This window comes from Lysinibacillus irui (genome assembly GCF_028877475.1).
GTDB classification, from domain to species: Bacteria; Bacillota; Bacilli; order Bacillales_A; family Planococcaceae; genus Lysinibacillus; species Lysinibacillus irui.
This window is the reverse complement of record NZ_CP113527.1, coordinates 3,715,220-3,737,965: the sequence shown is the minus strand read 5'-3', so window position 1 is coordinate 3,737,965 and position 22,746 is coordinate 3,715,220. Positions and strand designations below refer to the sequence as shown.

Sequence of the window (22,746 nt, the reverse complement as noted above, 5' to 3'; positions counted from 1 at the left end):
ATGGAGGAGGAATGACATGAAAAACCTATTGAAAATAGTATGTTTAATCCTGATAACTATTGGCATATTACCTAAGGAAGCAAAGGCGGCTAGTTTTATAGATATAGCTGATGATACATTGATGACAGAAATTGATTATTTGGTGGAGCAGGATATTATAAAAGGCTACTCCAAAACCTTATTCAAACCGAATGAAAATGTTACAAAAGCACAGGTAGCTGTAATGTTAACTCGTGCTTTGGGTTTAAATACAATTAATGTAGAAAATCCAAACTTTCAGGATGTAACGACAGCGCATAAGTATTATAAAGAAATAGCTGCAGTAGAAAATAAGGGTATTTTTGATTCAGCTGATAAATTTAATCCAGATTCAATGATTACCAGGGGACAAATGGCTATTGTGCTGCAACGGGCTTTCCAATTAAAAGGCACCGATTCCTATTATTTTTCAGATGTAACGGAACAGACACCAGGGTATAAGGAAATTTTAGCACTGGCTCATAATCATTTAGTAAGGGGCTATGAGGATGGGTCATTTCAGCCAAATAAACCTGTTACACGAGCCCATTTCTCAGCGTTTTTGGCACGAGCGATGACCCTGGCTAGACCTAACCTATTAAAAGATCCTACTTTTGTTTATACGTATGCCTATTATTCTTTAAATGATCATAAACGTTATACGTTAAACTACCAGTATCATCATCATGACGGTAAAAATGATGTATGGACGGTTCAAAATTTAAGTTCAGCTCAAACATTTCCTAATGAGCTGTTGTATGGTCATGATCGTATATATGGTCAGGCTATTGCTGATAAGGCTAACACACATTACGACTTATATTTGGAACTACCTCTTAGAATAGGTGTCATGTTACATGAAGATGATCCTGGAGTTTCGTCTGGTGTACGAGTGACAGTTAAAACAACTAACGGTACTGTTCAGGCGGGTGATGTGCAATATTCAGGTGTGATAATACTTGAAGAAAAATCAATTTATAGTGATGTAGTAAAAACTTATTATTTTGTCGATGAGATTGGTTTAGTCAAAGAGCTACACAATGATATTGTCGTTTACGAGTTACTTAATCGTACAATGAAATAAACAGAAAGCAAGCCTCCTTTTTAAAGTGGGCTTGCTTTAAGCATGTAAAGTTATATGAAAAAACCGCTGAAGTGCTTGTAGCCATTCCTTATCATTCTGTGTTGTATAGGTTGTTAAGGAGGATCCTTCATAGATTCTAAATTCGTTGTTCATCATAGTATGACGTCCATGAGCCGTTCGAATCATAGCAATTTTATTTTTTTGCTTAGAGAGTCTGGGAGCAAACATAGCATCATTTGCATCGTCACGAAAACTATAGAGCAAACGCCAGTTTTGTTTTGCTTGCTCGAAAAGCATCCAACCATTTATTTCATCCCGTTCTACTTTATATAACTCACCGCCTTCACGGTGTTGATGTCCTGCAATTAAAGGTACAGGCTTACAGGGGGCTAAAGCACCTACACCCACATCTGATATATAGGATTGTCCAGCGTCATTTACTAATAAAAGCTGATGCATGGGAATCTCTTCTACAGGAGTGTTTTCTGCCACGTTGCGCCAAAATTGAGCATAGCGATTGGTTACGGAAAAGCCAAGCTCCCGTAAGAGCCAACTAAATAAAATATTGAGTTCAAAGCAATTTCCGCCACGCCGATTAATAATTATTTTTTGAAATAAATCAGGAATAGCGAAGGAGATACCACGGTTCAAGGCCACATCTAAATTTTCATAGGGAATGGTCAATAGATGCTTAGTTTGGAGCTTTCCAAGTAATTGGATGGTTGGCTCCAAAGATCCTTGAAATTGAATTTGCTGTAAATAAAGCTGAATCTGTGAATTCATAAAATCGCCTCACTTCCATACTAATAACATAACCGAAACAGCCTAAGATTACACGCATAATATTAACAAGGAAATGATAGAAAAATAGTTATATAACTAGTAAAATTAATATATTAGCTACTATAAAGTGAAATATTTTACATTTTAGTTAATAATAATGAACGTAAGGTAGGTATGGTAAGCATAATGAAATGGATAGAAGTGAATACATATGAGGAAATGAGCGAAGTTGCCGCGAATATTTTCTCCAAACAAATACAAGAGAAGCCTGATAGCATTTTAGGATTAGCAACAGGCGGTTCACCTGTAGGCATGTATAAGGAATTAGTGAAACGACATCAAGCAGATCGTTTATCATTTAAGAATATTCAAACGTTTAACTTGGATGAATATGTCGGTCTTGAACAAACTAGTCCTGCAAGCTACTGGACATTTATGCATGAGAATTTATTTAATTTTGTGGATATACAGCCGGAGAATATTCATTTGCCAAATGGTAAGACAGCAGATTTAACTGCTGAGTGTGTAGCTTATGATGAGCGAATTAAAGAAGCAGGGGGAATAGATTTACAGCTTTTAGGAATCGGGGTAAATGGACATATAGGTTTTAATGAGCCTGGTACTCCGTTTGATTCTATGACCAATATTGTAGAATTAACTGAGTCTACAAGAACAGAAAATGCTATTTATTTTAATGATCCTTCTGAAGTACCAACACATGCAATTACAATGGGGATTCAATCCATTATGAAGGCCAAAGAAATTGTCCTTATTGCCTTTGGGGAAAAGAAACTTGATGCTATTGAAAAATTAAAAAGTGGTCATGTGACGGAAGAATTCCCTGCAAGTCAATTATTAAACCATCCAAATGTTACAATTATCTTTGGTGGAACAAAATAAACATAATAAGCAAGGACTTCTTATGATTGAGGTCTTTGCTTTTTGTTTTTTTCTGGAAAATACACTACTAACGACTTAGCTTAAAGTAGATAACACTGGTTTCTGAGCGCCTTCGCACTACTTTGGAGCGGATCGCACCCGTTTTTGAGCGTTTTCCCCTTAGCTAAGAACGATTCTCTTCTCTTATTGAGCGTCTTCATTCCATCTAGGAGCGGATTTCATGCTACTATGAGCGGGTTCACCTAATCTTGGAGCAAACCTCGTGCATCAATAGAGCAGAAGATATCATTACCTTTCAGGAGACTATTCAATGCTTGCAGAGTATTGGTATGCTAGAATTAGGAAAACAGAGGAGGGATTGTGTTGAAAAGTACCGTACCACATTTAGAAAAGGGAGATCTAGTTGGTGTTGTTGCCCTTTCAAGTGTTGTAGAACCTGAAAAGCTAGGGGAAGCATTAGCATTTTTAGATGAATTGGGTCTTCGCTATATTATCGGTGATACGATCCATGCCAAACATGATTATTTGGCTGGGGATGATGAGACGAGATTAAGTGACCTGCATGAAATGGTGAAAAATCCGGAGGTCAAAGCAATCTTTTGTGCAAAGGGGGGCTACGGCTCTGCACGAATAGCTGAAAAAATTGATTATGCTTTATTAGAAGAAAATCCTAAAATATTTTGGGGGTTTTCAGATCTTACATATTTACATTGTGCGATAAATGAGTATGCTCATCTAGTGACATTTCACGGACCAATGTTGATGTCAGCTAGTAAGATAGATGATTTATCGAAGAAAATGTTCTTACAATTATTTTCTCCGATCGAAATTCAGTATACAGAGGCGATCTCTCCCTTAACAACGATTGCTGGTGGTGTGGCACGAGGTGAAATGATCGGAGGTAATCTCAATCGTCTTGTCAGCACATTAGGAACTAAATTTGAAGTGCAAACAGAGGGCCGTATTTTATTAATAGAGGAAATGGGGGAAACGATCTCAGGAATTGATTCGATGCTTCAGCAATTAAAACAAGCAAGAAAGTTAGAACAGCTCGCAGGTGTTGTCATTGGCTCATTTACACAGACAAAATCTGATGAAACGGCATTACATCTATTAATGAAGGAATATTTTGGGGATTTAGGCATTCCAGTTGTGGCTGGCTTTAAGATTGGACATGAAACAACGAATATTGCCATCCCGTTCGGAGTAGATGCTATTTTAGATGCGCAGGAAAAGGTGTTGCGGATTTTACCTGGCGTGCATGAATGAGAGGGGGATGAAGATGGCTATTGAAAAAGTACTCTATGAGGCTGCAATAGCATTAGCAGAAAAAAGATACCCCTCTGGATGGGGAGGAGCTGCAGCGTTATATACCGAAAATGGACAGATTTTAACAAGTGTTGCACCAGAGGTAATCAATGCAGCTACTGAACTATGTATGGAAACAGGTGCTATACTAGAGGCACATAAATTTAATGTAAAGGTTACGCATTCGATTTGTGTAGCTCGAGAAAATGAAAAATCAGAGTTTGTAGTGCTTACACCATGTGGGGTTTGCCAGGAAAGACTTTTTTATTGGGGAGAGAATGTCAAAGCAGCCATTACCAACCCAGATGGTGAATTACTATTTAAATCATTGAAAGAAATACAGCCCTATCATTGGTATAGAGCATATCAATAATACAAAAAAGACATTACAAAATATGTAATGTCTTTTTTTGCTTTGTTAATAAGGCTCAGCATCATGACCTTTATTTATTGCATCTTGAGGCGCTTGATTGCCATCAATATTGCCAAGTGGCTTAGAAGTAGAGGAATGTTCTCTGGCCTTTTGTAATCCTTCTTTTAGTAAGCGGCCATATTCTTCATCCGCTTCTTCCGCAAGAGCTATCATGGCGTTTTGAATATCTTCATGACAGACAGCTAAGTCACGAATTAAATTTTCAAGAAGCTCATCACGTTCCCATTGCTCAAAGTTACGGTAGGTTTCACCTGCTTGCTTCGTATTACTTTGACGATCAATCGATTCTCGAACAAGATTTCCTTCTACATAAGGTGTATATTCCTTGCCTGTCTGTGTGGCTTCCTTTAAACCATTCAACATGGATGGTTCATAATTAATATGTGGATTTTGACCAGGTGCCAAATCACGCTTATACATCATTTGCCCACCATGTTGATTGGTTGCAACCCGTTTTTTAGGTGCGTTAATCGGTAATTGCAAATAGTTGGCTCCTACACGATGACGCTGTGTATCGGAATAAGAGAAAGTACGACCTTGCAACATTTTATCATCCGAAAAATCTAAGCCATCGACAAGTACCCCTGTGCCGAAAGTAGCTTGTTCCACCTCTGCAAAATAATCTTCAGGATTTTTATTTAACACCATTTTGCCGACCGGATACCATGGGAATTGATCGTTTGGCCAAAGCTTTGTATCATCCAGTGGATCAAAATCAAGCTCAGGATGTGGGCCGTCCTCCATAATTTGCACATGTAGCTCCCATTCAGGATATTCCCCACGTTCAATCGCGTCATACAAATCCTGTGTGGCATGATTGAAATTCTTCTTTTGAATTTCTTCTGCTTCCTTTTGTGTTAAATTTTTAATACCTTGAAGCGGTTCCCAATGGTATTTAACGAGTACTGCTTTCCCCTCATTATTAACCCACTTATACGTATTAACGCCAGAGCCTTGCATCATCCGATAGTTAGCTGGAATGCCCCAAGGGGAGTACACAAAAGTGACCATATGGAATGTTTCTGGCGAGCTCGCACAAAAATCAAAGAAACGTTCAACATTCTGTATATTCGTAATAGGATCAGGCTTAAAAGCATGAATCATGTCTGGAAATTTAATGGCATCGCGAATGAAGAAAATCTTTAAATTATTGCCTACCAAATCCCAGTTTCCATCCTCTGTATAAAACTTAACCGCAAAGCCTCGAGGGTCACGTAATGTTTCGGGGGAGTGTCCACCATGTATAACGGTTGAGAAACGTACAAAGACAGGCGTTTTCTTCCCTTTTTCCTGAAAGACTTTGGCACGTGTATATTTAGAAATCGGATCGTCACCAACAACACCATACGTTTCAAAATAGCCATGTGCCCCTGCACCACGAGCATGGACAACTCGCTCTGGAACTCTTTCTCGGTCAAAGTGACTCAGTTTCTCTAGAAAATCATAATTTTCAAGAGTTGCTGGACCACGATTACCGATTGTTCTTAGGTTTTGGTTGTTTGTAATCGGATGACCCTGTCGATTTGTCAATGTTGTATCTTGCTCATGGGTTGAATCATTTTGCTTTGTCATAGTATGACCCCTTTCCTATAGATACTTCCATTTTGTCCTTGAATGGGGCAAACTAGACATTAAAAATCTAAGCCTATTGTGTGAGCCAATAAAAAAGCTCTCCTTACATAAATGTAGGAGAGCTTCGGATGGCGTTTTCAAACGGAATCAAGTTGTTTTGAGTATGGCTTTTGCCTATGGTTGGTCATTAGTCATCGGTCATACAGTAACAGGTCACTTGGAATTGGTTTAAACTAAGTTAGCAGAAAAAGCTAATTTGAAAACAGCACATCCAACCTCGGTTTGGAGTCTCACCGCCCCGAGTCTAGAAATAACGAGAGTCATCAAAATTAATTTGTATACTATAATTTTTCGAATTAATAAGATTGGATAATTTATGTGCATCTTTTTCAAGTTTAATCGCACGTTCTCGATAGTCGTCGGGTTCATACATGGCGATTTCGTATAACAACGCATTTTCACCATAGCCAAATCGGACACTTTCTTTTTCACGCATGCTGAATTCTTTACAAAGTTCAGCCTCGGCACGGAGCTGTGTTGCTAGTTCAATGGCTTCCACCAGAGCTAGTTTTTGCCCTTTAAAATCTACTGAGTTTTGGATATTCGCTTCATATACTAAACGATCTAATGTGCGTGCATCTAAACGAACCTGTGCTAATTCAGCTTCAATTAGCGGCATCGCACGATAACTTGTTTTAGGAGCTTGTCCTTTTTCTACTGTTACAAAAGCACTGCGATGTAATTCACTCACAAGTTCTTGAGTTTTCTTTCCTAATATACTTTTTAATTTAACAGCTTCTGCAAGGTTAATCACGAAAACACGTCCTTTTTATAGTGTTGTAGATGGTGCATCGTTAGACAAGAGAGCGATTTGATAGTCACCGCCATGAATTTGATTAAACATTTTTCCTGCTGACATAAGAAGGTCGTTTGCAGCTTCATTTGTTAAGGATGGTCGAAGATAAAATAGCTGTAACGCCTCAGTTGTTTCTTCTGTAACAGCTGTACGTGTAGAATCTACGAAAGGTGAACCAAATCCACCTACCTCATCACGACTGTAGAGAATATTTTTTAATGTATTAAAACGACCATTTAAACCTTCGTAGCCAACTTCTTCATGACCTAAAGTAATTTCTACAAACTCTTTGATTTTCGAGACATCATATAGACCAATTGGCATTTCGTATTGGAGAGAGAAAAAATTATTCAAATCAACACCTGAATGAAGAGGTGTTAAATAATTTTGTTTACTAATTCGGCGCATTAAGCTTTCTGCTGAGTGACGATAACGGTTTGGATCAGCACCGAGTTTTTTCCATAGCTTTCGCCATTCAGCAATACCCTCTAGCTGAGTAACAGGATGATCCTGCAATTCTAAATAAAGGTTTTCCTGATACAATTGCATTCTACCTTTAATCATTTGAGGGGATTCTGCAACGACAATTTTGGTATAATGAATAATGCCGATTTTTAGCTCGGGATGTTGTGCTAATAGAGATTGGTTAATGGAAATTTCCAAAGAACTTCACCTACTTTATCTATTTCTACTATTGTACCATGTAAGGAGTTGGAAATAAAATGAACTTAGATGACCTACAACGTGACTTTGTGGCATATGCCATGTCCATTGGCGTTGATAAAATAGGTTTTACCACAGCAGCTCCCTTTACAGAACTTAAAAACAGACTGCGTCGTCAGCAGGAGCTAGGCTATCAGTCTGGCTTTGAAGAAAGTGATATTGAAAAACGTACCGAACCCCTTCAATTATTGAATGAAGCAGAGAGCATTGTCGCAATAGCAGTTGCCTATCCATCACGTATGGAAAATGCACCTACTGGTAAAAGAGGTGCAAGGCGGGGAATTTTCTGCCGTGCTTCATGGGGTGTCGATTATCATACAGCATTACGTGAACGTTTAAAGCTATTATCTATTTGGCTTGAGGAACGTGTGGAGGGTGTACGTATTGAATCAATGGTTGATACGGGTGCTCTTGTAGATCGTGCAGTAGCAGAACGTGCAGGCATTGGCTGGAGCGGTAAAAACTGCTCGATTATAACGCCAGAGTTTGGCTCTTATGTATATTTGGGTGAGCTCATCACAAACATTCCATTTGCACCAGATAAGCCAATGGAGGATGAATGTGGAGATTGCCGTTTGTGCTTGGATGTATGTCCAACGGGCGCATTAATCGAAGGAGGACAATTAAATGCCCAGCGCTGCATCGCCTTTCTAACCCAGACAAAGGGAACATTGCCAGATGAGTTTCGTAGTCATATCGGTAATCGTTTATATGGCTGTGATACATGCCAAACAGTTTGCCCAAAAAATAAAGGGAAAATCAATTCGATACATGAAGAATTCAAACCAGATCCAGAACTTGCTAAGCCACTACTGACACCGCTCTTAACCATTTCAAATCGAGAGTTTAAGACAAAGTTTGGCCACGTATCAGGTTCCTGGCGGGGCAAAAAGCCCATTCAACGCAATGCCATTTTGGCACTTGCTCATTTTAAAGAAGAAGCCGCCATACCGGATTTAATCGGCCTGCTAAAAAACGATGATCGTCCAGTCATCCGGGGCACCGCAGCATGGGCTTTAGGAAAGATAGGTGGAGAACAGGCCAAAGTCGCCTTAGAAGAAGCGGATCTTATAGAGCAGGACGAAGATGTGCTTGCTGAAATTAACAAAGGATTGCAGTTTTTTCAGTAATGAGGTCGATTTTCTCCACTAAATTAAAGAGGGGGTCACTTTAGAGGAGTAGCAACCGCTCCAGGTGGGTGTGGCGGTTCCAAATGCAGTGATAACCACTCTAAAAGTGAGTGAAGTCGCTCGAAAAGAGGTGGCAACCGCTCTAAAAGTGAGTGAAGTCACTCCAAAAAAGGTGGTAACCGCTCCGAAAGTGAGTGAAGTCGCTCGAAAAGAGGTGGCAACCGCTCCAAAAGTGAGTGAAGTCGCTCGAAAAGAGATGGCAACCGCTCCAAATGTGAGTGAAGTTGCTCGAAAAGAGGTGGCAACCGCTCCAAAAGTGAGTGAAGTCGCTCGAAAAGAGATGGCAACCGCTCCAAAAGTGAGTGAAGTCGCTCCAAAAAAGGTGGTAACCGCTCCGAAAGTGAGTGAAGTCGCTCCAAATGAGGTGGCAACCGCTCCAAAAGTGAGTGAAGTCGCTCGAAAAGAGATGGCAACCGCTCCAAATGTGGGTGAAGTCGCTCCAAAAGAGGTGGTAACCGCTCCGAAAGTGAGTGAAGTCGCTCCAAAAGAGGCGGCAACCGCTCCAAAAGTGAGTGAAGTCGCTCGAAAAGAGATGGCAACCGCTCCAAAAGTGAGTGAAGTCGCTCGAAAAGAGGTGGCAACCGCTCCAAAAGTGAGTGAAGTCGCTCGAAAAGAGATGGCAACCGCTCCATATGTGGGTGAAGTCGCTCGAAAAGAGATGGCAACCGCTCCAAAAGCGGGTAAAATCGCTCCAAAAGAGCCGAGCCCCGCTCAAAGCAGAGGGGAAGTCGCTCCTATGCAGGCAAAACCGCTCCAAAAGTGAGAGTTGCCCTCTAAATGAGTTTCGCAGTCCTCTTAAACCGATTTAAAGAAATTCTTAATAAGGAAGTGTACCGTTATGCCATTGCATATCGTTTTGTATCAACCAGAAATACCAGCCAATACAGGGAACATTGCTCGCACCTGTGCAGGCACTAATACATCGTTACATTTAATTCGTCCACTTGGCTTTTCGACGGATGATAAAATGCTTAAACGTGCGGGCTTAGATTATTGGCATAGTGTTAATGTGGTCTATCATGACTCACTTGATGATTTTATAGAATACTCTAAAAATGGAGATGTATATTTAATCGAAACATATAGTGAAGAGCCATTTACGACACATGATTTTAGTGATCAAAACCGAGATATTTATTTTATGTTCGGAAAAGAAACAACAGGTTTGCCAAAGGACTTTGCTTATGAACGTCGAGATATGTGTTTACGTATTCCGCAAAGTGAGCATGTCCGTTCTCTTAATTTATCTAATACGGCTGCTATTGTAATTTATGAGGCATTACGTCAACAAGGATATCCAGGATTACATTAAAAAAGCAATTCTCTATATAGGGCTGCCCATGAATAGGCAACTTATATGTGAGAATTGCTTTTTACATATGATTAAAATTTCAATAATACAACATTCCCTGAAGGGTCTTCAGTTTGGAACCCACCGTCAATATCTATGACAGGTGCACCCATTGCACGTAAGTTTGCTTTCATAGAAGATGCTTGTTCTTCATTGTCTAAACGTAGCGAGAATGTCTTTAGGCCCACTTGATTTTCACCAAGCTTTGGAGCATTTTCAGAATGCCAAGTATTTAAACCGATATGATGGTGATATCGACCTGTAGAAATAAATAATGCTTGTGTGCCATAGCGTGAGACAATATCGTAACCTAAGCCCTTTGTATAAAATTGCTCAGTCTCTGCTAAGTTGGAGACAGATAAATGAATATGTCCCATTACTGTTCCTTCTGGAAGACCACTCCAGTTTCCATTGCCTTCTTCTAAGATTGATTGAATATTTAATGGCTCCGTTACCATATGCACTTGATCGACATACCATGTCCATTCACTTTCAGGTCGATCCACATAAACCTCAATGCCATTATGGTCAGGATCATTTAAATAAAGTGCTTCACTCACAGCGTGGTCGGAAGCTCCAAGATATACGCCTTTTTCATGAAAATGAGTAATAATATTTGCTAAATCACGACGGGTTGGTAATAGTAGAGCAAAGTGATAAAGGCCAGTAGTCATACGTTGCTTTTCTTCTACTGTTTCAGGTTGAACAATTGTCAATAAAGCTGTACGTCCATCTGCTGTTAACGTAGCTTTATGTGATTCTTGGTGTAAAACTTTGAAGCCAATGACATCTTGATAATATGTTAAAGAGCGTTGTAGATCACTTACTTTTAATTCAACATTTGTGACATAAGTATTCGGTTTTTCATGAAAATGCATGTGGATACCTCCGGTTAGTTATCTTTTTTTATCTAGTTACTTTATGTAAGTTAGTTTATTTTAAAAATAAAGGAAAGTCAAGTAATTATATTGTTCCATAAAAAAAGAAAATCACTAAGCATTTTTCTATGCTTAGTGATTTTCTTGAGGTTTTATTTATCAGCTTTGTAGTCGCCTTCGTAACCAGCAGTGAAAATAGCAGATAAGAAAGCAATTGTTACACCAAGAATTAATAATAATTTCATGGAAGTACCCTCCTCATGTTTATAAAGACATCTCTTTTTAGTATAGCCTATCTATTATAAAAATGAAACGACATAGCTGAATAAAATATGTCAGAAATGGTTCAAACATATCGATATAGGGAAAACTATAAATGAGGTGATCATTATGGAAAAAAAGGTGCCAAACATTGAAAATGGTACGATGGCAAGAGATATGAAGGAATTAAAAGATTTAGGAAAGCAGATGGAGCATTTACGAGACGGTCTGGAGTTGGCAGAGGATGAGCGTATTGCTGATCCTATACAATTGGAAGATGTTGAATTAAAGAAAGAGTAGTGTTATGAAACCTTCTTTATTTTTCTTAAATCCAATATTTTGTATAATGGTACTAGGAAAAGAAAGGGGTTGTAGTTCTTGCATTTACAATCAACAAAAACATTATCTAATGGTGTAGAAATGCCTCGCTTCGGCTTAGGGGTTTATAAAATGACAGAACGTGAAGAGACATTACAGGCCATCGACAAAGCATTAAAATTTGGTTATCGAGCGATTGATACAGCATCATTGTATGGTAATGAAGTAGAAGTAGGAGAAGCCATTCGTCATTCAGGTATTCGACGTGAAGATATTTTTGTGACGACTAAAGTATGGAATAATGACCAAGGATATGACGCAACATTACGTGCTTTTGAGGTTTCACTCAAGAAATTAAATATGGATTACTTAGATTTATATTTAACACATTGGGCTGTCCCAGAAACATTTGAAGAAACATATCGCGCGATTGAACGCCTATATGACGAAAAACTAATTCGTGCAACGGGTGTATCAAATCATCATGAGCACCATTTAGAGAAAATATTGGCTAAGGCAAATACCGCTCCGATGGTTAATCAGGTGGAGGTACATCCTTATTTACAGCAACAAGCATTAAGTGCATTTTGCAGTGAACACCAAATTGCGGTTACTGCTTGGTCACCGCTAGGTCGTGGAGGCGTACTTACTGATTCTACCATTGTTGAAATAGGGAAAGAAATCGGTAAAACGCCTGCTCAGGTAGTGCTACGTTGGCATTTACAAAATGATACACTTGTTATACCTAAATCAGTGACTCCGAGCCGAATTGAGGAAAATGCAGAGATTTTTGACTTTGCATTAACACAGGAACAAATGGAGAAGATGGCAACATTAAATCGCAATCAGCGATTTGGGCAAGATCCTGATCATTTTAAATTTGATTTCTAATAAGTAAAAATCCCGCTCTCAGAGGAGAGAAGCGGGATTTTTTTGATTATTGCTCGTCCTTAACGATAATTCGTTGATTTAAAAATGGATGTTCAAATTCTAATTGAATGGCATGGAGCTCATAGTCACCGCTTGCCGTTTCTCGTGCGCCGTACATTGTATCGCCGATAATCGGATGGCCGATATAGGCTAAATGAACACGTATTTGATGTGTACGTCCAGTTTCAAGAATCAGATGGACAACACAGGAATTTTTGTAGCGAGCCACAACTTCATAGTGAGTTACAGCATGCTGACCAGTTTTGGACACAACACGTCTTGTAGCATGATGTCGGTCTTTGCCAATTGGCTCAGAAATAGTTCCAGTGGAAGACCTTAAATTTCCTTGGACTTCTGCAGCATACGTACGAATAATAGATTTTTCCTCAATCATCCGATCAAAAATAGATTTTGCTAAAGGATGCTTTGCTACAAGCAGTAACCCTTGTGTTCCTTTATCGAGACGATGGACATGCTCTGCATAAATGCCACCATGTTCTTTTATGTGTGCCATAACATGGTTCATACAAGTATGCGTATCACGTTCATCATTAGGGTGTGTTGCCATACCTTTTGGCTTCGATACGATTAAACAATGGTCATCTTCATAGACAACGTCAATAGCACAAACAGGTGTTGGTTTGTAGCTAGATGTTGGAATAGGAAACGTAATTTTGATTATCGTTCCTGTCTGTAAAGGTGTATTCCATTGAATAAGCTCATCATTTGCTAATGTGATTGCTTTAGCCATACGTAATTCATGGACTAGCTTTTTCCCAAGCCTCCACTGATTACGCAATAGCTCTTCAATAGTTAAGTTATCTTCATTCATTTCATAAAGAAACATAGATTGTATCCTCCGATGAAAAGACCGTATTCCAATGGTAGAACACGGTCTTTCGATTATTTTGCAGCTTTAGCAGCCTTTATTATATAAAAGCTTGCCCCTGCGATTAAAATAAATGCAGTTAATGCTAGAAACGGAATAGTAATAAATCCTAACCAGTTAATATATTGTCCTGTACAAGAAACCGCGCCACAGGAAGGAGCATTATCAGCTAAAAAGCTAAGCTTTTGAATGCCGTAATGGTATAGTGAAATACAGCCTCCGATGACAGAAAAAACGGCCGTTGTGACAGCGATGCGAGCATTTTTTTGAATAAATGCTACAGTTGTCATAATGACAATTGGGTACATAAAAATACGTTGAATCCAACATAATTTACAAGGCTCATAGTGACGAATTTCGGAAAAGTATAATGAACCTAATGTCGCTACTGCAGAAACAATCCAAATAAATAATAAGCCATTTTCCTCTTTTTTAGACATTTCCAATCTTCCCTTCATAAAACCATGTACTTGTACGATTATAGATGTTCTAGTTTTATATGTAAATCAACTTACGCAAAATAAGGTATGCCTTTAATTTCAGTCTAAAGTATGAATGACGGAAGCAGACGACTCTAACTCCTTAATGGTATCATTAGTAGTAGTAATGCTAAAGAAGAGGTGTTTTCGTGAGGGAGAATGAGCATTCCAATATCGGTATTTTAAAAGAAATTGCTGAACTATTAAATGAAGAAACTGAAATTGTCACAATGCTAAAAGGTGCACTCATCAAATTTTTAAATGGCACCAAATTTGAAACAGGTTGGATTTTTTTTATTGATGCAAAGGGGCGCTCTGAGCTTGTTGTCCATGAAAATTTACCAGAAGCATTGGAATATAAAAATTGTCATTATTTAAATAAGGGTGGCTGTTGGTGTGTCTCCCGTTATCGCAATGAGGAACTGAAAAAAGCTTCAAATATTATCGAGTGTCAACGTATTGAAAGTGCTATCGCAGCAAATGTTGGAGACCATGAAGGGATTACACATCATGCCACAGTACCCCTGCAATCTGGACAAGAACGTTTTGGGGTGTTAAATGTTGCATCGAAGGACACTGTACGTTTTTCAGAGGAAGATCTTGCCTTACTAGAATCGGTGGCATTTCAGATGGGGTCGGCGATTAAACGAATTTTATTAACAAAACAAGAGCAAGAAATGGCCCTTGTGAAGGAACGGAACCGTCTAGCGCGTGATTTACATGATTCTGTCAATCAACTTCTATTCTCCGTAACATTAACAGCGAGAGCTGGTATTGAAATGACAGAGGACCATGAGGTGAAAGAAACCTTTAAAGAGATTCAGCACTTAACACAAGATGCCCTAACAGAGATGCGTGCGTTGATTTGGCAATTGCGCCCTAAGGGATTAGAAAATGGTTTACTTGAAGCCATAAAGGTATATGCTGAAATGCTAGGATTAAAATTACATGTTACGGTGTCAGGTGTACTACAATTCCCCTCACGTATTGAAGAAACATTATTTCGAGTAGCTCAAGAAGCATTAAATAATGTGCGTCGCCATGCTGGTGTGCTAGAAGCAGCATTATATATTACTGTGACACCTACAGATATTTTATTGGTTATTCGTGATGAGGGACGGGGATTTGTAATCGACAATAATATAAAGTTGCTGTCAATGGGCTTACAATCTATAAAAGATCGTGCTAAATCAGTGGGTGGCACCGCTGACTGGGTAAGTGAAATAGGCAAAGGTACGGAGCTGCTAATCCGCTTACCATATTAAGGGGGAGAGGACATGATACGAGTATTAATTGCAGACGATCATCATGTGGTACGTCGTGGACTTTTGTTTTTCTTAAAGACACAAAAAGATATTGAGGTTGTCGGAGAGGCGAAAAATGGACTTGAAGCTGTATCATTAGCAGAAAGTATCCAACCAGATATTATCTTAATGGATTTAGTCATGCCAGAAATGGATGGCATTCAGGCAACTAAACGCATCAAAGCCAAATATCCACAAATAGAAATTTTAATGCTCACTAGCTTTTCTGATCGAGATCATGTTGTTCCAGCAATGGAGGCGGGAGCAGCTGGCTATCAGTTAAAAGATATTGAGCCAGATGAATTAGTATTATCCATTCGACGTATAATGCGTGGCGAAAATACATTGCATCCAGATGCAACCACAACGCTTGAAATGGACCGACAAGAATCACAAAATGCACCACATTTATTAAATCCGTTAACACCTCGCGAGCAAGATGTGCTAGCAGAGCTTACAAAAGGAAAGAGTAATCGAGAAATAGCATCCTCACTTTTTGTTACTGAAAAAACGGTTAAAACGCATATTTCAAATATCTTTACAAAGCTACAAGTGCAAGACCGTACACAGGCTGCGCTCTATGCAGTGAAGCATGGCCTAACAGAGGGTAGTGGCACTTAAAGACGTACAGCAAATATAAGTTGATAATTAAACGGCGAGTACCTACAAATTAGTAGTACTCGCCGTTTTTAAAACTATTTATTGTAAACAATTAATTTTTTGGATATTTCTAGTAAGGAAGGGCTTGGTGTTAGTGCTAAATCTTCCTTTAGTTTTTGCTTATATGCTTGGAATATTTTGTGTGCCTGTTCATGAAGTCCTGCCTGTATTAACGTATACAAATAGTGCTCAAGTTTTTGTTCATTGTATGGATCATAATCTAATAAAGCGTGTAAAAATTCAATTGCTTTTTCAGTATCTGAAAAAATCGTTAGTTGAAACCCTTTTTCTAGTAACTCTATGTATGATTTCGTTAATCTATCTTTGTAGGCAGTTGACCATTCATAATCATCGAAAACAAATAGGCCATTTTTATAAATAGAAAGACACTGATGAATCAATGAAATAGAGGGAAATTCCAAACGTGAAAATTCTTCATGAAGTTTTTGAAAATCATATAAATCACACACAATATTTGGTTTTTCAAAAACATAGTATTTGTTTGAAAAAACAATACAGTTGTCATAGCCTATTGTATTTAACGTTTTTCTTAAATAAGAAAGAGCTGTATGAAGATTTGATTTGGCACGTACATAATCTAAATCTGGCCATAGAATATCAATTAAATTATCTCGATGTATCGGTATGTTTGGGTGCAAAATAAAATAAGCAAATAATTCCTTCGTCTTTTCAGTTTTAAATGCCACTAAGCTATTATTGCTATAGACAGCAAATTGATCAAAGCATTGTACGTTTAAGACTGTTTGTGTTGCTTGTTGTAGCATTTGCTGTATAGAAAATTCATGCTCAATACGGGCTATCGATTTTTCTAAACGAGTATGACTAATAGGCTTTAATAAATAATCGAGACCTCCGATTTCATAGGCTTGTAAAGCAAATTCATGATAGGAGGTAATAAAAATAACGCTGACTTGTGGACGTTCTGTTTTAATAATATCTGCTACTTCAAGTCCAGATAATTCTTGGAGTTTTATCTCTAAAAACATGACGTCAAACTCTATGTTTGGCAACTCATTAAGAAATTTTTCTACACTTGTAAAGGTTTGAATAACCTGTATTTGTTGAAAGGCGTGTAGTTTATTTTGGAAGTAGTGTAAAGCTAAAGGTTCATTGTCTATTAAAACGGCTCGAATCACATCAAACTCTCCTTTTTACAATTAAATTGAAAACCATTAAACTAGTTTATTTTGGGTGAAAAGGCTTCTATATAATGAAGGGGGGAGAAAAGCAAATCTTTTCTATTAAAAATTTGCTAATAGAAAAAAGCAATCTTAGGGGTAAATCTATCACAGGCGAGAGTAGTAGATCCTGTGGTGTGTTGAGATTCCCTTCATAGAAAGTACCCGCCGTTCATTATATAGAAGTTAGAAGTTTTTTATGTTGTGTAAGAGAATTGAAATAATTGTTTAGGCGTTTAAATTTTGAAACTATTCTTATAAAAAAATAAAACAATATTGTATTGAGAAATAAAGCTGTCGTGTAGCCAGATGCATTGTTATCTTATATTGTAAAAATAGTATAATCATTGTAATTGTTAATTAGGCGTTATTATAGTACATTTGTCTTAAATAAAACTCAAAAAGTACTTAAAAAATACTTAAAAGGATAGTTTGTTAGTAACTAAGATGTAATAGAGTATAGGAACTATGGGATATATCTGAAAGGAGATTTTGCATGAAATTAGAGCGTCTATTAACCATGACGATGATTTTAATTAATCGTAAAAAGGTTAAAGCTCAAGAACTAGCAGAGCTATTTAATGTGTCAGTGCGTACGATTTATCGAGATATTGAAACACTTAGCTGTGCAGGTGTACCTGTTATTAGTCAACAAGGTGTTAATGGAGGTATTAGTTTAATTGAAGGCTATCGTGTCGATAAACAAGTTTTGACAAAAGATGAGCTTACTTCACTTTCCATCGCTATTAAAAGTGCCTTGACTACCTATGAGGATTCACATGCTGAAGCAGTTCTTGAGAAATTAACAAGTATTGCGGATAGCCAAGTAAAACAATCGATTGATCACCTATTTGTAGATCTTAGTCCATGGGGACCAAACACTGTTTTTAAAGAGCTTGTTACAACGTTAAAGAAAGCAATAGCAAGTAAGCATTGTGTAAGTTTCAGCTATTCCACTACATATGGTCAACAAACAAATCGAGTAGTTGAACCGCATACGTTAGTTCAAAAAGGAAAGACATGGTATTTATATGGCTATTGCGTCTTAAGAAGGGATTTTCGTTTGTTTAAACTGGCGAGAATGAAAAATATAATTCAAGAGGATTCCACATTTGAGCGTAAGAAAGTTAATTTAAGTGAACTCCCTTGGGGTAAAGAATGGCATCAACCTCAAAACTTAGTCAATTTAGTTATTTCTTTTGATAAAAAGATCACGACATTGGTGGAAGAATCGTTTGGTGCAGAGCATATTGATCATGAGCAGTCCATGATTCATATCTCGATACCCGAAGATGAATGGCTTTATGGCTTTTTACTTAGTTTTGGCCATCGTATAAAAATTATAGAACCATTGTATATAAGAGATATTATTCAAAAACGAGCACAAGAAATTGTTTATTTATATAAAAATGAAAACAATTGATGACAGACAGTTGTCAGGTTTCCTTTGCTATAGTTAGGACAACTAAAGCGAAAGGTGGAGTAAACATGCAGAGCTATTGTCAAAGCTGTGGAATGCCATTAATAGAAGAGGCATTATTAGGAACTGAAAAAGGTGGTCACAAAAGTCAGGAGTATTGTGCTTATTGTTATGAGGAAGGCAAATTTACACAACCTCAATTAACCGTAGAAGGGATGATTGACCTTTGTGTGCAGCATCTAAAGGAAGAGGGTATGCCTGAAAATGAAGCACGTAGTATGCTTAATTCTTTTTTACCTAGCTTAAAAAGATGGAGAAAAGGCGAATGGAAGGACCCGAAAATGGTGGAAAGGGATTCATTTCAAATCGTAGGAATATCAGCCCAAACAAGCAATGCAAAAGAAATAACGTCACAAGCTAAAATCCCGCAATTATGGAATGATTTTTATCAGCAAAATATTATAGAGCAAATAGCTAATCAAAAAAATGCAAACATCTATGGTTTATATTCGGATTACGAGACGGATGTAAATGGGGAATACTTCATTACACTAGGAGTACAAATGTTAAATAGTCTTGATGGTGACATACCAGCTGGTTTAACTGTTAAAACCGTACCAGCAGCTAAATATTTAGTTTTTACATCAAATCAAGGAGCGTTACCAGACGTTGTCATACAAACATGGCAAGACATTTGGGCATGGTTTGCCAACTCTGGCGTAGAACGAACGTATACAGGAGATTTTGAATTGTATGATGAACGTTGTGCGAATCCACAGGAAGCTCAGGTAGAAATCTATATAGCGGTAAAATAAAAACAAGTCTCTTACCAATCAATTGGTAGGAGACTTGTCGTCGTTTTGTGGGAGAATCATTTCGATATGCGGCTCGATATGCACGAGAACCTGGCAAAAACGATTTTCACGTAAAATGGTACGTTCTATTTCCTCGGTAATACGATGGCTTTCAAAAACATTGAGGTAAGGGTCAACTGTTACGGTTATATCGATAAAGTACATATTACCATGTGCTCGACCTTTAAAATCCAAGAGCTCGATTACACCATCAACATTACGTATTAAGACTGATAAAGTCTCGACCTCATCAATGTCAAATGCATCAGTAAGACTTTGCACAGCTTCCCAAAAGATTTCGACTGCAGTTTTAATAATTAAAAAGGCTACGACTAGGGCTGTAAGAGAATCGATAATAGGGAAGCCAAATATAGCTCCGAAAATACCGATTGCTGTTCCAATACTGACAAGTGCATCTGAGCGATTGTCAAAGGCAGCAGCTTTAACAGCAGCACTTTTAATTCTTTTAGATAGTGCTAAATTATAGCGATAAACAACATACATAGCTACAGCACTTCCTATTGCTACATAAGCTGTTAAGAGGGATGGGGTTGTACCAGTGGGTTCCCATAAACTTTGTAAAGAATTGATTAGTACCTGAAGACCCACAACGAGCATAATGAATGATGCTACCAAAGAGGCAACTGTTTCAGCACGTAAATGTCCATATTGATGATTGGAATCAGGCGGTCTTTGAGCAATACGTAAGCCAATTAATACCGCGATAGACGCGATAATATCTGTCGTATTATTTAAGCCATCTGCTTTTAATGCCTCCGACGTACCAATATAGCCAATCGTTAGCTTAATGGAGCTTAAAATTAGATATGTACCGATGGATAACCAGGCACCTTTTTCCCCTTGACGTAAATTTGTATAGAGCTCCATTTTGTTTCCTCCTCGCAAAACTTTCGGACATTAGAAAACGACCCCCTTTTGAAAAGGGAGTCGTTTTCATCTATTTCTTACGGAATTCCTCCCACCTATAAGGTGTGAAGGAACAACCATATTTATAGCCTTGAATAAACAAGCGTGCTTTTAATAGTACCACGACAAGTTCAATAAGGCAATTCAATTTTAGTCAGTGACAGCGTCTAATTCATTTGATAAATCACTTTCAGGTAATTTCAGAACTTCTAAGTATAAAATATGGTGTCCATCTAATTCCTTTGCGATAAATTCAAAACCTTGCTCCTGAATACTGTCTCCTTCGACTGCATCAAAACGCTTTGTCATGAACCAACCGCCAATAGTATCAATATCATCATCTTCTATGTCAGTACCTAGCATATCATTCACATTTTCAAGAAGCATCTTGGCATCTAAAATAAAGTGATTTTCTGCAATTTCTTGTACTTCTGGGATCTCATCTTCATCGAATTCATCTTGAATATCGCCGACAATTTCCTCAATAATATCTTCAATCGTTACTAAACCAGATGTTCCGCCATATTCATCCATTAAAATGGCCATATGAATACGTTCTCGTTGAATTTTTAGTAATAAATCGTTAATTTGCGTTGTTTCCATTACTCGAATAATAGGCTGCATATAGTCAATAACTGGTTTATCACCATTCTTTGAGTCTTTAATGTAAGCGGTTAATAAATGCTTCATGTTGACTAAGCCGATAATATGGTCTTTATCTCCATCAAGAATTGGATAACGAGTATATTGCTCAACACCCATTAAATCAAATACTTCTTTAATTGTTAGCTCTTTATCAATGCCAACAATTTCAGTTCGAGGAACCATAATTTCTTTTGCAAGACGATCTGAAAACTCAAAAATACTGTTAACATATTCATATTCTGAGTTATTAATTTCCCCACCTTTTAAACTATCCGACAAAATCATGCGCAGCTCTTCTTCTGTATGAGCTACTTCAGATTCTGACATCATTTTTAAGCCGAAAAGACCAGTTAATCCGCGGGCAGATCCGTTTAATAACTTAATGATTGGATATGTTATATTGTGGAATAAAATTAATGGGCCAGAAAAGTTTAATGTGACAAATTCTGCTTTTTGGATGGCTAATGTTTTTGGCGCCAATTCCCCAATAACAACATGCATAAACGTTACGATAGAGAATGCAAGTATGAATGAAAGGATAGATGTAATACTACCATTCAAATTTAGAAATTCAAACACTGGGTGCAAAATAATTTCGAATGTAGGTTCACCTAACCAACCTAAACCGAGTGCAGTGATGGTGATACCTAGCTGACACGCAGATAAGTATTCATCTAAATCTGAAACAACACGTTTAGCATTTTTCGCTTTTTTATGCCCTTCAGCGAGCAATTGATCAATGCGGGTAGATCTCACTTTTACGATTGCAAATTCAGTTGCAACGAAAAATCCTGTCATTATAATTAGTAGGGCGAATGCCGCCAACCTAATGGTTATCTCCAATATGTCTCCGTCCAAATAATTCCTTTGTTCCCGCCCGAATGAGGGAAGTAAACAAAGTGTACACCTCCTATGATTTAAAAAATTGTTGGATGTTTCAATCATAAATTATTTAAAAGAAAAACACAAATATTGACAACAACTTTTTCGCTTGTTTTTCAAGTGGCTTTTCGAAAAAAGTCACTAGATTCAAATACCAAAAGATTGTAATTGCCAATACTATATGCTAATTTAAAAAAGAGCAAAGGGTTTGTTTAGGGAAAGAAGCATTTTGCATCTCATATAATACGACACGTCAAAAATCTCAAGAGTGCTTTAGCTTGCGGATTTTTTTAAATGAATTATTTTTTATAGCTAAAGAGAGAGTCTCATTTTTGAGACTCTCTCTTTTCTACGTACTTAAAAATGCTTTCTGGTTTATTCTTGTTGGAAGCGTAATTTTAAACATGCCTTTTCAACATCATGAATGGTTTCCTTTACAGGTATTTCTTCAGTAAAAGGTGCTATGGATACAGGCGCTTTTTCCGTAATGCCCTGTTGTGTGAGGATATAGTTTTTACCATTATACGTTAAATATAAAGTTTTGATTGATTTCTTACCGAAAGTACTAGCAGAAGAATCAAAAAAGCCCTTTAATTGACTACAATATTCATTATAAAAGTCGCTTTTAAAGCCAGAAAGAGCTTCAAATTTTTTACTGTTAATAGCACCAGCTTCATCGGCTAGTTCGAATATTTTGGTGGAAAATTCTGAAAATAATTCTTTTACTTTTGTACGAATTAACGCTTTGGAATTATAGCTGTTTAGATCATCTGAAAGTGCGACTTTACTCATTAAAATGGCCCCCTGCATAAAAAACATTTACTATTAAATTAATACCCTAAATGTATAAGAAAAATATACAAATTTCAACATGAATCAACA

General features: G+C 37.6%; 24 protein-coding genes. 13 read left to right on the top strand and 11 right to left on the bottom strand.

All coding sequences use genetic code 11. The annotated features are described in order from the left end of the window. Positions 1–16: 16 nt before the first annotated feature. Positions 17–1,102, top strand: coding sequence for an S-layer homology domain-containing protein (locus tag OU989_RS18820; protein ID WP_274794478.1), 1,086 nt, complete (start codon positions 17–19; stop codon positions 1,100–1,102). A gap of 36 nt (positions 1,103–1,138) precedes the next feature. Here the strand turns inward: OU989_RS18820 and OU989_RS18815 are convergent, their stop codons facing one another. Next, complete coding sequence (locus tag OU989_RS18815) at positions 1,139–1,885, bottom strand: arylamine N-acetyltransferase family protein (RefSeq protein ID WP_274794477.1); 747 nt, start codon at positions 1,883–1,885, stop codon at positions 1,139–1,141. Between the two features lie 186 nt (positions 1,886–2,071). Between OU989_RS18815 and nagB the strand changes: the two genes are divergently transcribed. From nagB to OU989_RS18800, 3 genes are all read left to right on the top strand, one after another. Continuing rightward, positions 2,072–2,785, top strand: coding sequence for a glucosamine-6-phosphate deaminase (nagB, locus tag OU989_RS18810; RefSeq protein WP_274794476.1), 714 nt, complete (start codon positions 2,072–2,074; stop codon positions 2,783–2,785). A gap of 363 nt (positions 2,786–3,148) precedes the next feature. Continuing rightward, on the top strand, positions 3,149–4,054 hold the full coding sequence (locus OU989_RS18805) for a S66 peptidase family protein (protein ID WP_274794475.1): 906 nt from the start codon (positions 3,149–3,151) through the stop codon (positions 4,052–4,054). Between the two features lie 13 nt (positions 4,055–4,067). Then, the gene (locus tag OU989_RS18800) at positions 4,068–4,466 is read left to right on the top strand and encodes a cytidine deaminase (protein WP_274794474.1); all 399 of its coding nucleotides are present in this window, start codon (positions 4,068–4,070) and stop codon (positions 4,464–4,466) included. 45 nt (positions 4,467–4,511) lie between these two features. On the opposite strand, the gene OU989_RS18795 is transcribed toward OU989_RS18800, so the two are convergent. The 3 genes from OU989_RS18795 to OU989_RS18785 form a co-directional block, all read right to left on the bottom strand. Then, positions 4,512–6,098, bottom strand: coding sequence for a catalase (locus OU989_RS18795; protein ID WP_274794473.1), 1,587 nt, complete (start codon positions 6,096–6,098; stop codon positions 4,512–4,514). Positions 6,099–6,402: 304 nt separating this feature from the next. Further along, positions 6,403–6,912: a hypothetical protein gene (locus OU989_RS18790; protein WP_274794472.1), complete on the bottom strand. Its 510-nt coding sequence runs from the start codon at positions 6,910–6,912 to the stop codon at positions 6,403–6,405. A 15-nt stretch (positions 6,913–6,927) separates the two neighbouring features. After that, positions 6,928–7,617 carry a B3/B4 domain-containing protein gene (locus OU989_RS18785; RefSeq protein ID WP_274794471.1) on the bottom strand — a complete coding sequence of 230 codons (690 nt, stop codon included), beginning with the start codon at positions 7,615–7,617 and terminating at the stop codon, positions 6,928–6,930. Positions 7,618–7,676: 59 nt separating this feature from the next. Between OU989_RS18785 and queG the strand changes: the two genes are divergently transcribed. The 3 genes from queG (at position 7,677) to trmL (ending at position 10,179) form a co-directional block, all read left to right on the top strand. Further along, a complete protein-coding gene (queG, locus tag OU989_RS18780) occupies positions 7,677–8,807 on the top strand; it encodes a tRNA epoxyqueuosine(34) reductase QueG (RefSeq protein WP_274794470.1) in 1,131 nt (376 codons plus the stop codon). Between the two features lie 70 nt (positions 8,808–8,877). Continuing rightward, complete coding sequence (locus OU989_RS18775; protein WP_274794469.1) at positions 8,878–9,630, top strand: hypothetical protein; 753 nt, start codon at positions 8,878–8,880, stop codon at positions 9,628–9,630. Positions 9,631–9,705: 75 nt separating this feature from the next. Further along, entirely contained in the window at positions 9,706–10,179 is a 474-nt protein-coding gene (gene trmL, locus OU989_RS18770; protein WP_274794468.1) for a tRNA (uridine(34)/cytosine(34)/5-carboxymethylaminomethyluridine(34)-2'-O)-methyltransferase TrmL, read from the top strand. A 71-nt stretch (positions 10,180–10,250) separates the two neighbouring features. Here the strand turns inward: trmL and OU989_RS18765 are convergent, their stop codons facing one another. After that, positions 10,251–11,096 carry a VOC family protein gene (locus OU989_RS18765; protein ID WP_274794467.1) on the bottom strand — a complete coding sequence of 282 codons (846 nt, stop codon included), beginning with the start codon at positions 11,094–11,096 and terminating at the stop codon, positions 10,251–10,253. 390 nt (positions 11,097–11,486) lie between these two features. Between OU989_RS18765 and OU989_RS18760 the strand changes: the two genes are divergently transcribed. Together OU989_RS18760 and OU989_RS18755 are read left to right on the top strand one after the other, a co-directional pair. Beyond that, positions 11,487–11,657, top strand: coding sequence for a hypothetical protein (locus OU989_RS18760; RefSeq protein ID WP_274794466.1), 171 nt, complete (start codon positions 11,487–11,489; stop codon positions 11,655–11,657). Positions 11,658–11,735: 78 nt separating this feature from the next. Beyond that, on the top strand, positions 11,736–12,566 hold the full coding sequence (locus OU989_RS18755) for an aldo/keto reductase (protein WP_274794464.1): 831 nt from the start codon (positions 11,736–11,738) through the stop codon (positions 12,564–12,566). 46 nt (positions 12,567–12,612) lie between these two features. On the opposite strand, the gene OU989_RS18750 is transcribed toward OU989_RS18755, so the two are convergent. Continuing rightward, a complete protein-coding gene (locus OU989_RS18750; protein WP_274794463.1) occupies positions 12,613–13,452 on the bottom strand; it encodes an RluA family pseudouridine synthase in 840 nt (279 codons plus the stop codon). A 56-nt stretch (positions 13,453–13,508) separates the two neighbouring features. Next, positions 13,509–13,934, bottom strand: coding sequence for a disulfide formation protein C (locus OU989_RS18745; RefSeq protein ID WP_274794462.1), 426 nt, complete (start codon positions 13,932–13,934; stop codon positions 13,509–13,511). Between the two features lie 188 nt (positions 13,935–14,122). On the opposite strand from OU989_RS18745, the gene OU989_RS18740 reads away from it, so the two are divergent. Next, a complete protein-coding gene (locus OU989_RS18740; protein ID WP_274794461.1) occupies positions 14,123–15,238 on the top strand; it encodes a GAF domain-containing sensor histidine kinase in 1,116 nt (371 codons plus the stop codon). A 12-nt stretch (positions 15,239–15,250) separates the two neighbouring features. Next, positions 15,251–15,898 (top strand): response regulator, encoded by a 648-nt coding sequence (locus OU989_RS18735; protein ID WP_274794460.1) that lies wholly within the window; start codon positions 15,251–15,253, stop codon positions 15,896–15,898. A gap of 74 nt (positions 15,899–15,972) precedes the next feature. On the opposite strand, the gene OU989_RS18730 is transcribed toward OU989_RS18735, so the two are convergent. Beyond that, entirely contained in the window at positions 15,973–17,094 is a 1,122-nt protein-coding gene (locus OU989_RS18730) for a response regulator (protein WP_274794459.1), read from the bottom strand. A gap of 538 nt (positions 17,095–17,632) precedes the next feature. Between OU989_RS18730 and OU989_RS18725 the strand changes: the two genes are divergently transcribed. Then, positions 17,633–18,559, top strand: a complete 927-nt coding sequence (locus OU989_RS18725; protein WP_274794458.1) for a helix-turn-helix transcriptional regulator — start codon at positions 17,633–17,635, stop codon at positions 18,557–18,559. Between the two features lie 65 nt (positions 18,560–18,624). Beyond that, positions 18,625–19,371: an effector binding domain-containing protein gene (locus OU989_RS18720; RefSeq protein ID WP_274794457.1), complete on the top strand. Its 747-nt coding sequence runs from the start codon at positions 18,625–18,627 to the stop codon at positions 19,369–19,371. An 18-nt stretch (positions 19,372–19,389) separates the two neighbouring features. On the opposite strand, the gene OU989_RS18715 is transcribed toward OU989_RS18720, so the two are convergent. The 3 genes from OU989_RS18715 to OU989_RS18705 all read right to left on the bottom strand — a co-directional run bounded on the left by OU989_RS18715 (position 19,390) and on the right by OU989_RS18705 (position 22,656). Beyond that, on the bottom strand, positions 19,390–20,298 hold the full coding sequence (locus OU989_RS18715) for a cation diffusion facilitator family transporter (RefSeq protein ID WP_274794456.1): 909 nt from the start codon (positions 20,296–20,298) through the stop codon (positions 19,390–19,392). A 189-nt stretch (positions 20,299–20,487) separates the two neighbouring features. Further along, on the bottom strand, positions 20,488–21,807 hold the full coding sequence (locus OU989_RS18710; RefSeq protein WP_274797380.1) for a hemolysin family protein: 1,320 nt from the start codon (positions 21,805–21,807) through the stop codon (positions 20,488–20,490). Between the two features lie 432 nt (positions 21,808–22,239). Continuing rightward, positions 22,240–22,656, bottom strand: coding sequence for a hypothetical protein (locus OU989_RS18705; RefSeq protein ID WP_274794455.1), 417 nt, complete (start codon positions 22,654–22,656; stop codon positions 22,240–22,242). Between the last annotated feature and the right edge of the window lie 90 nt (positions 22,657–22,746).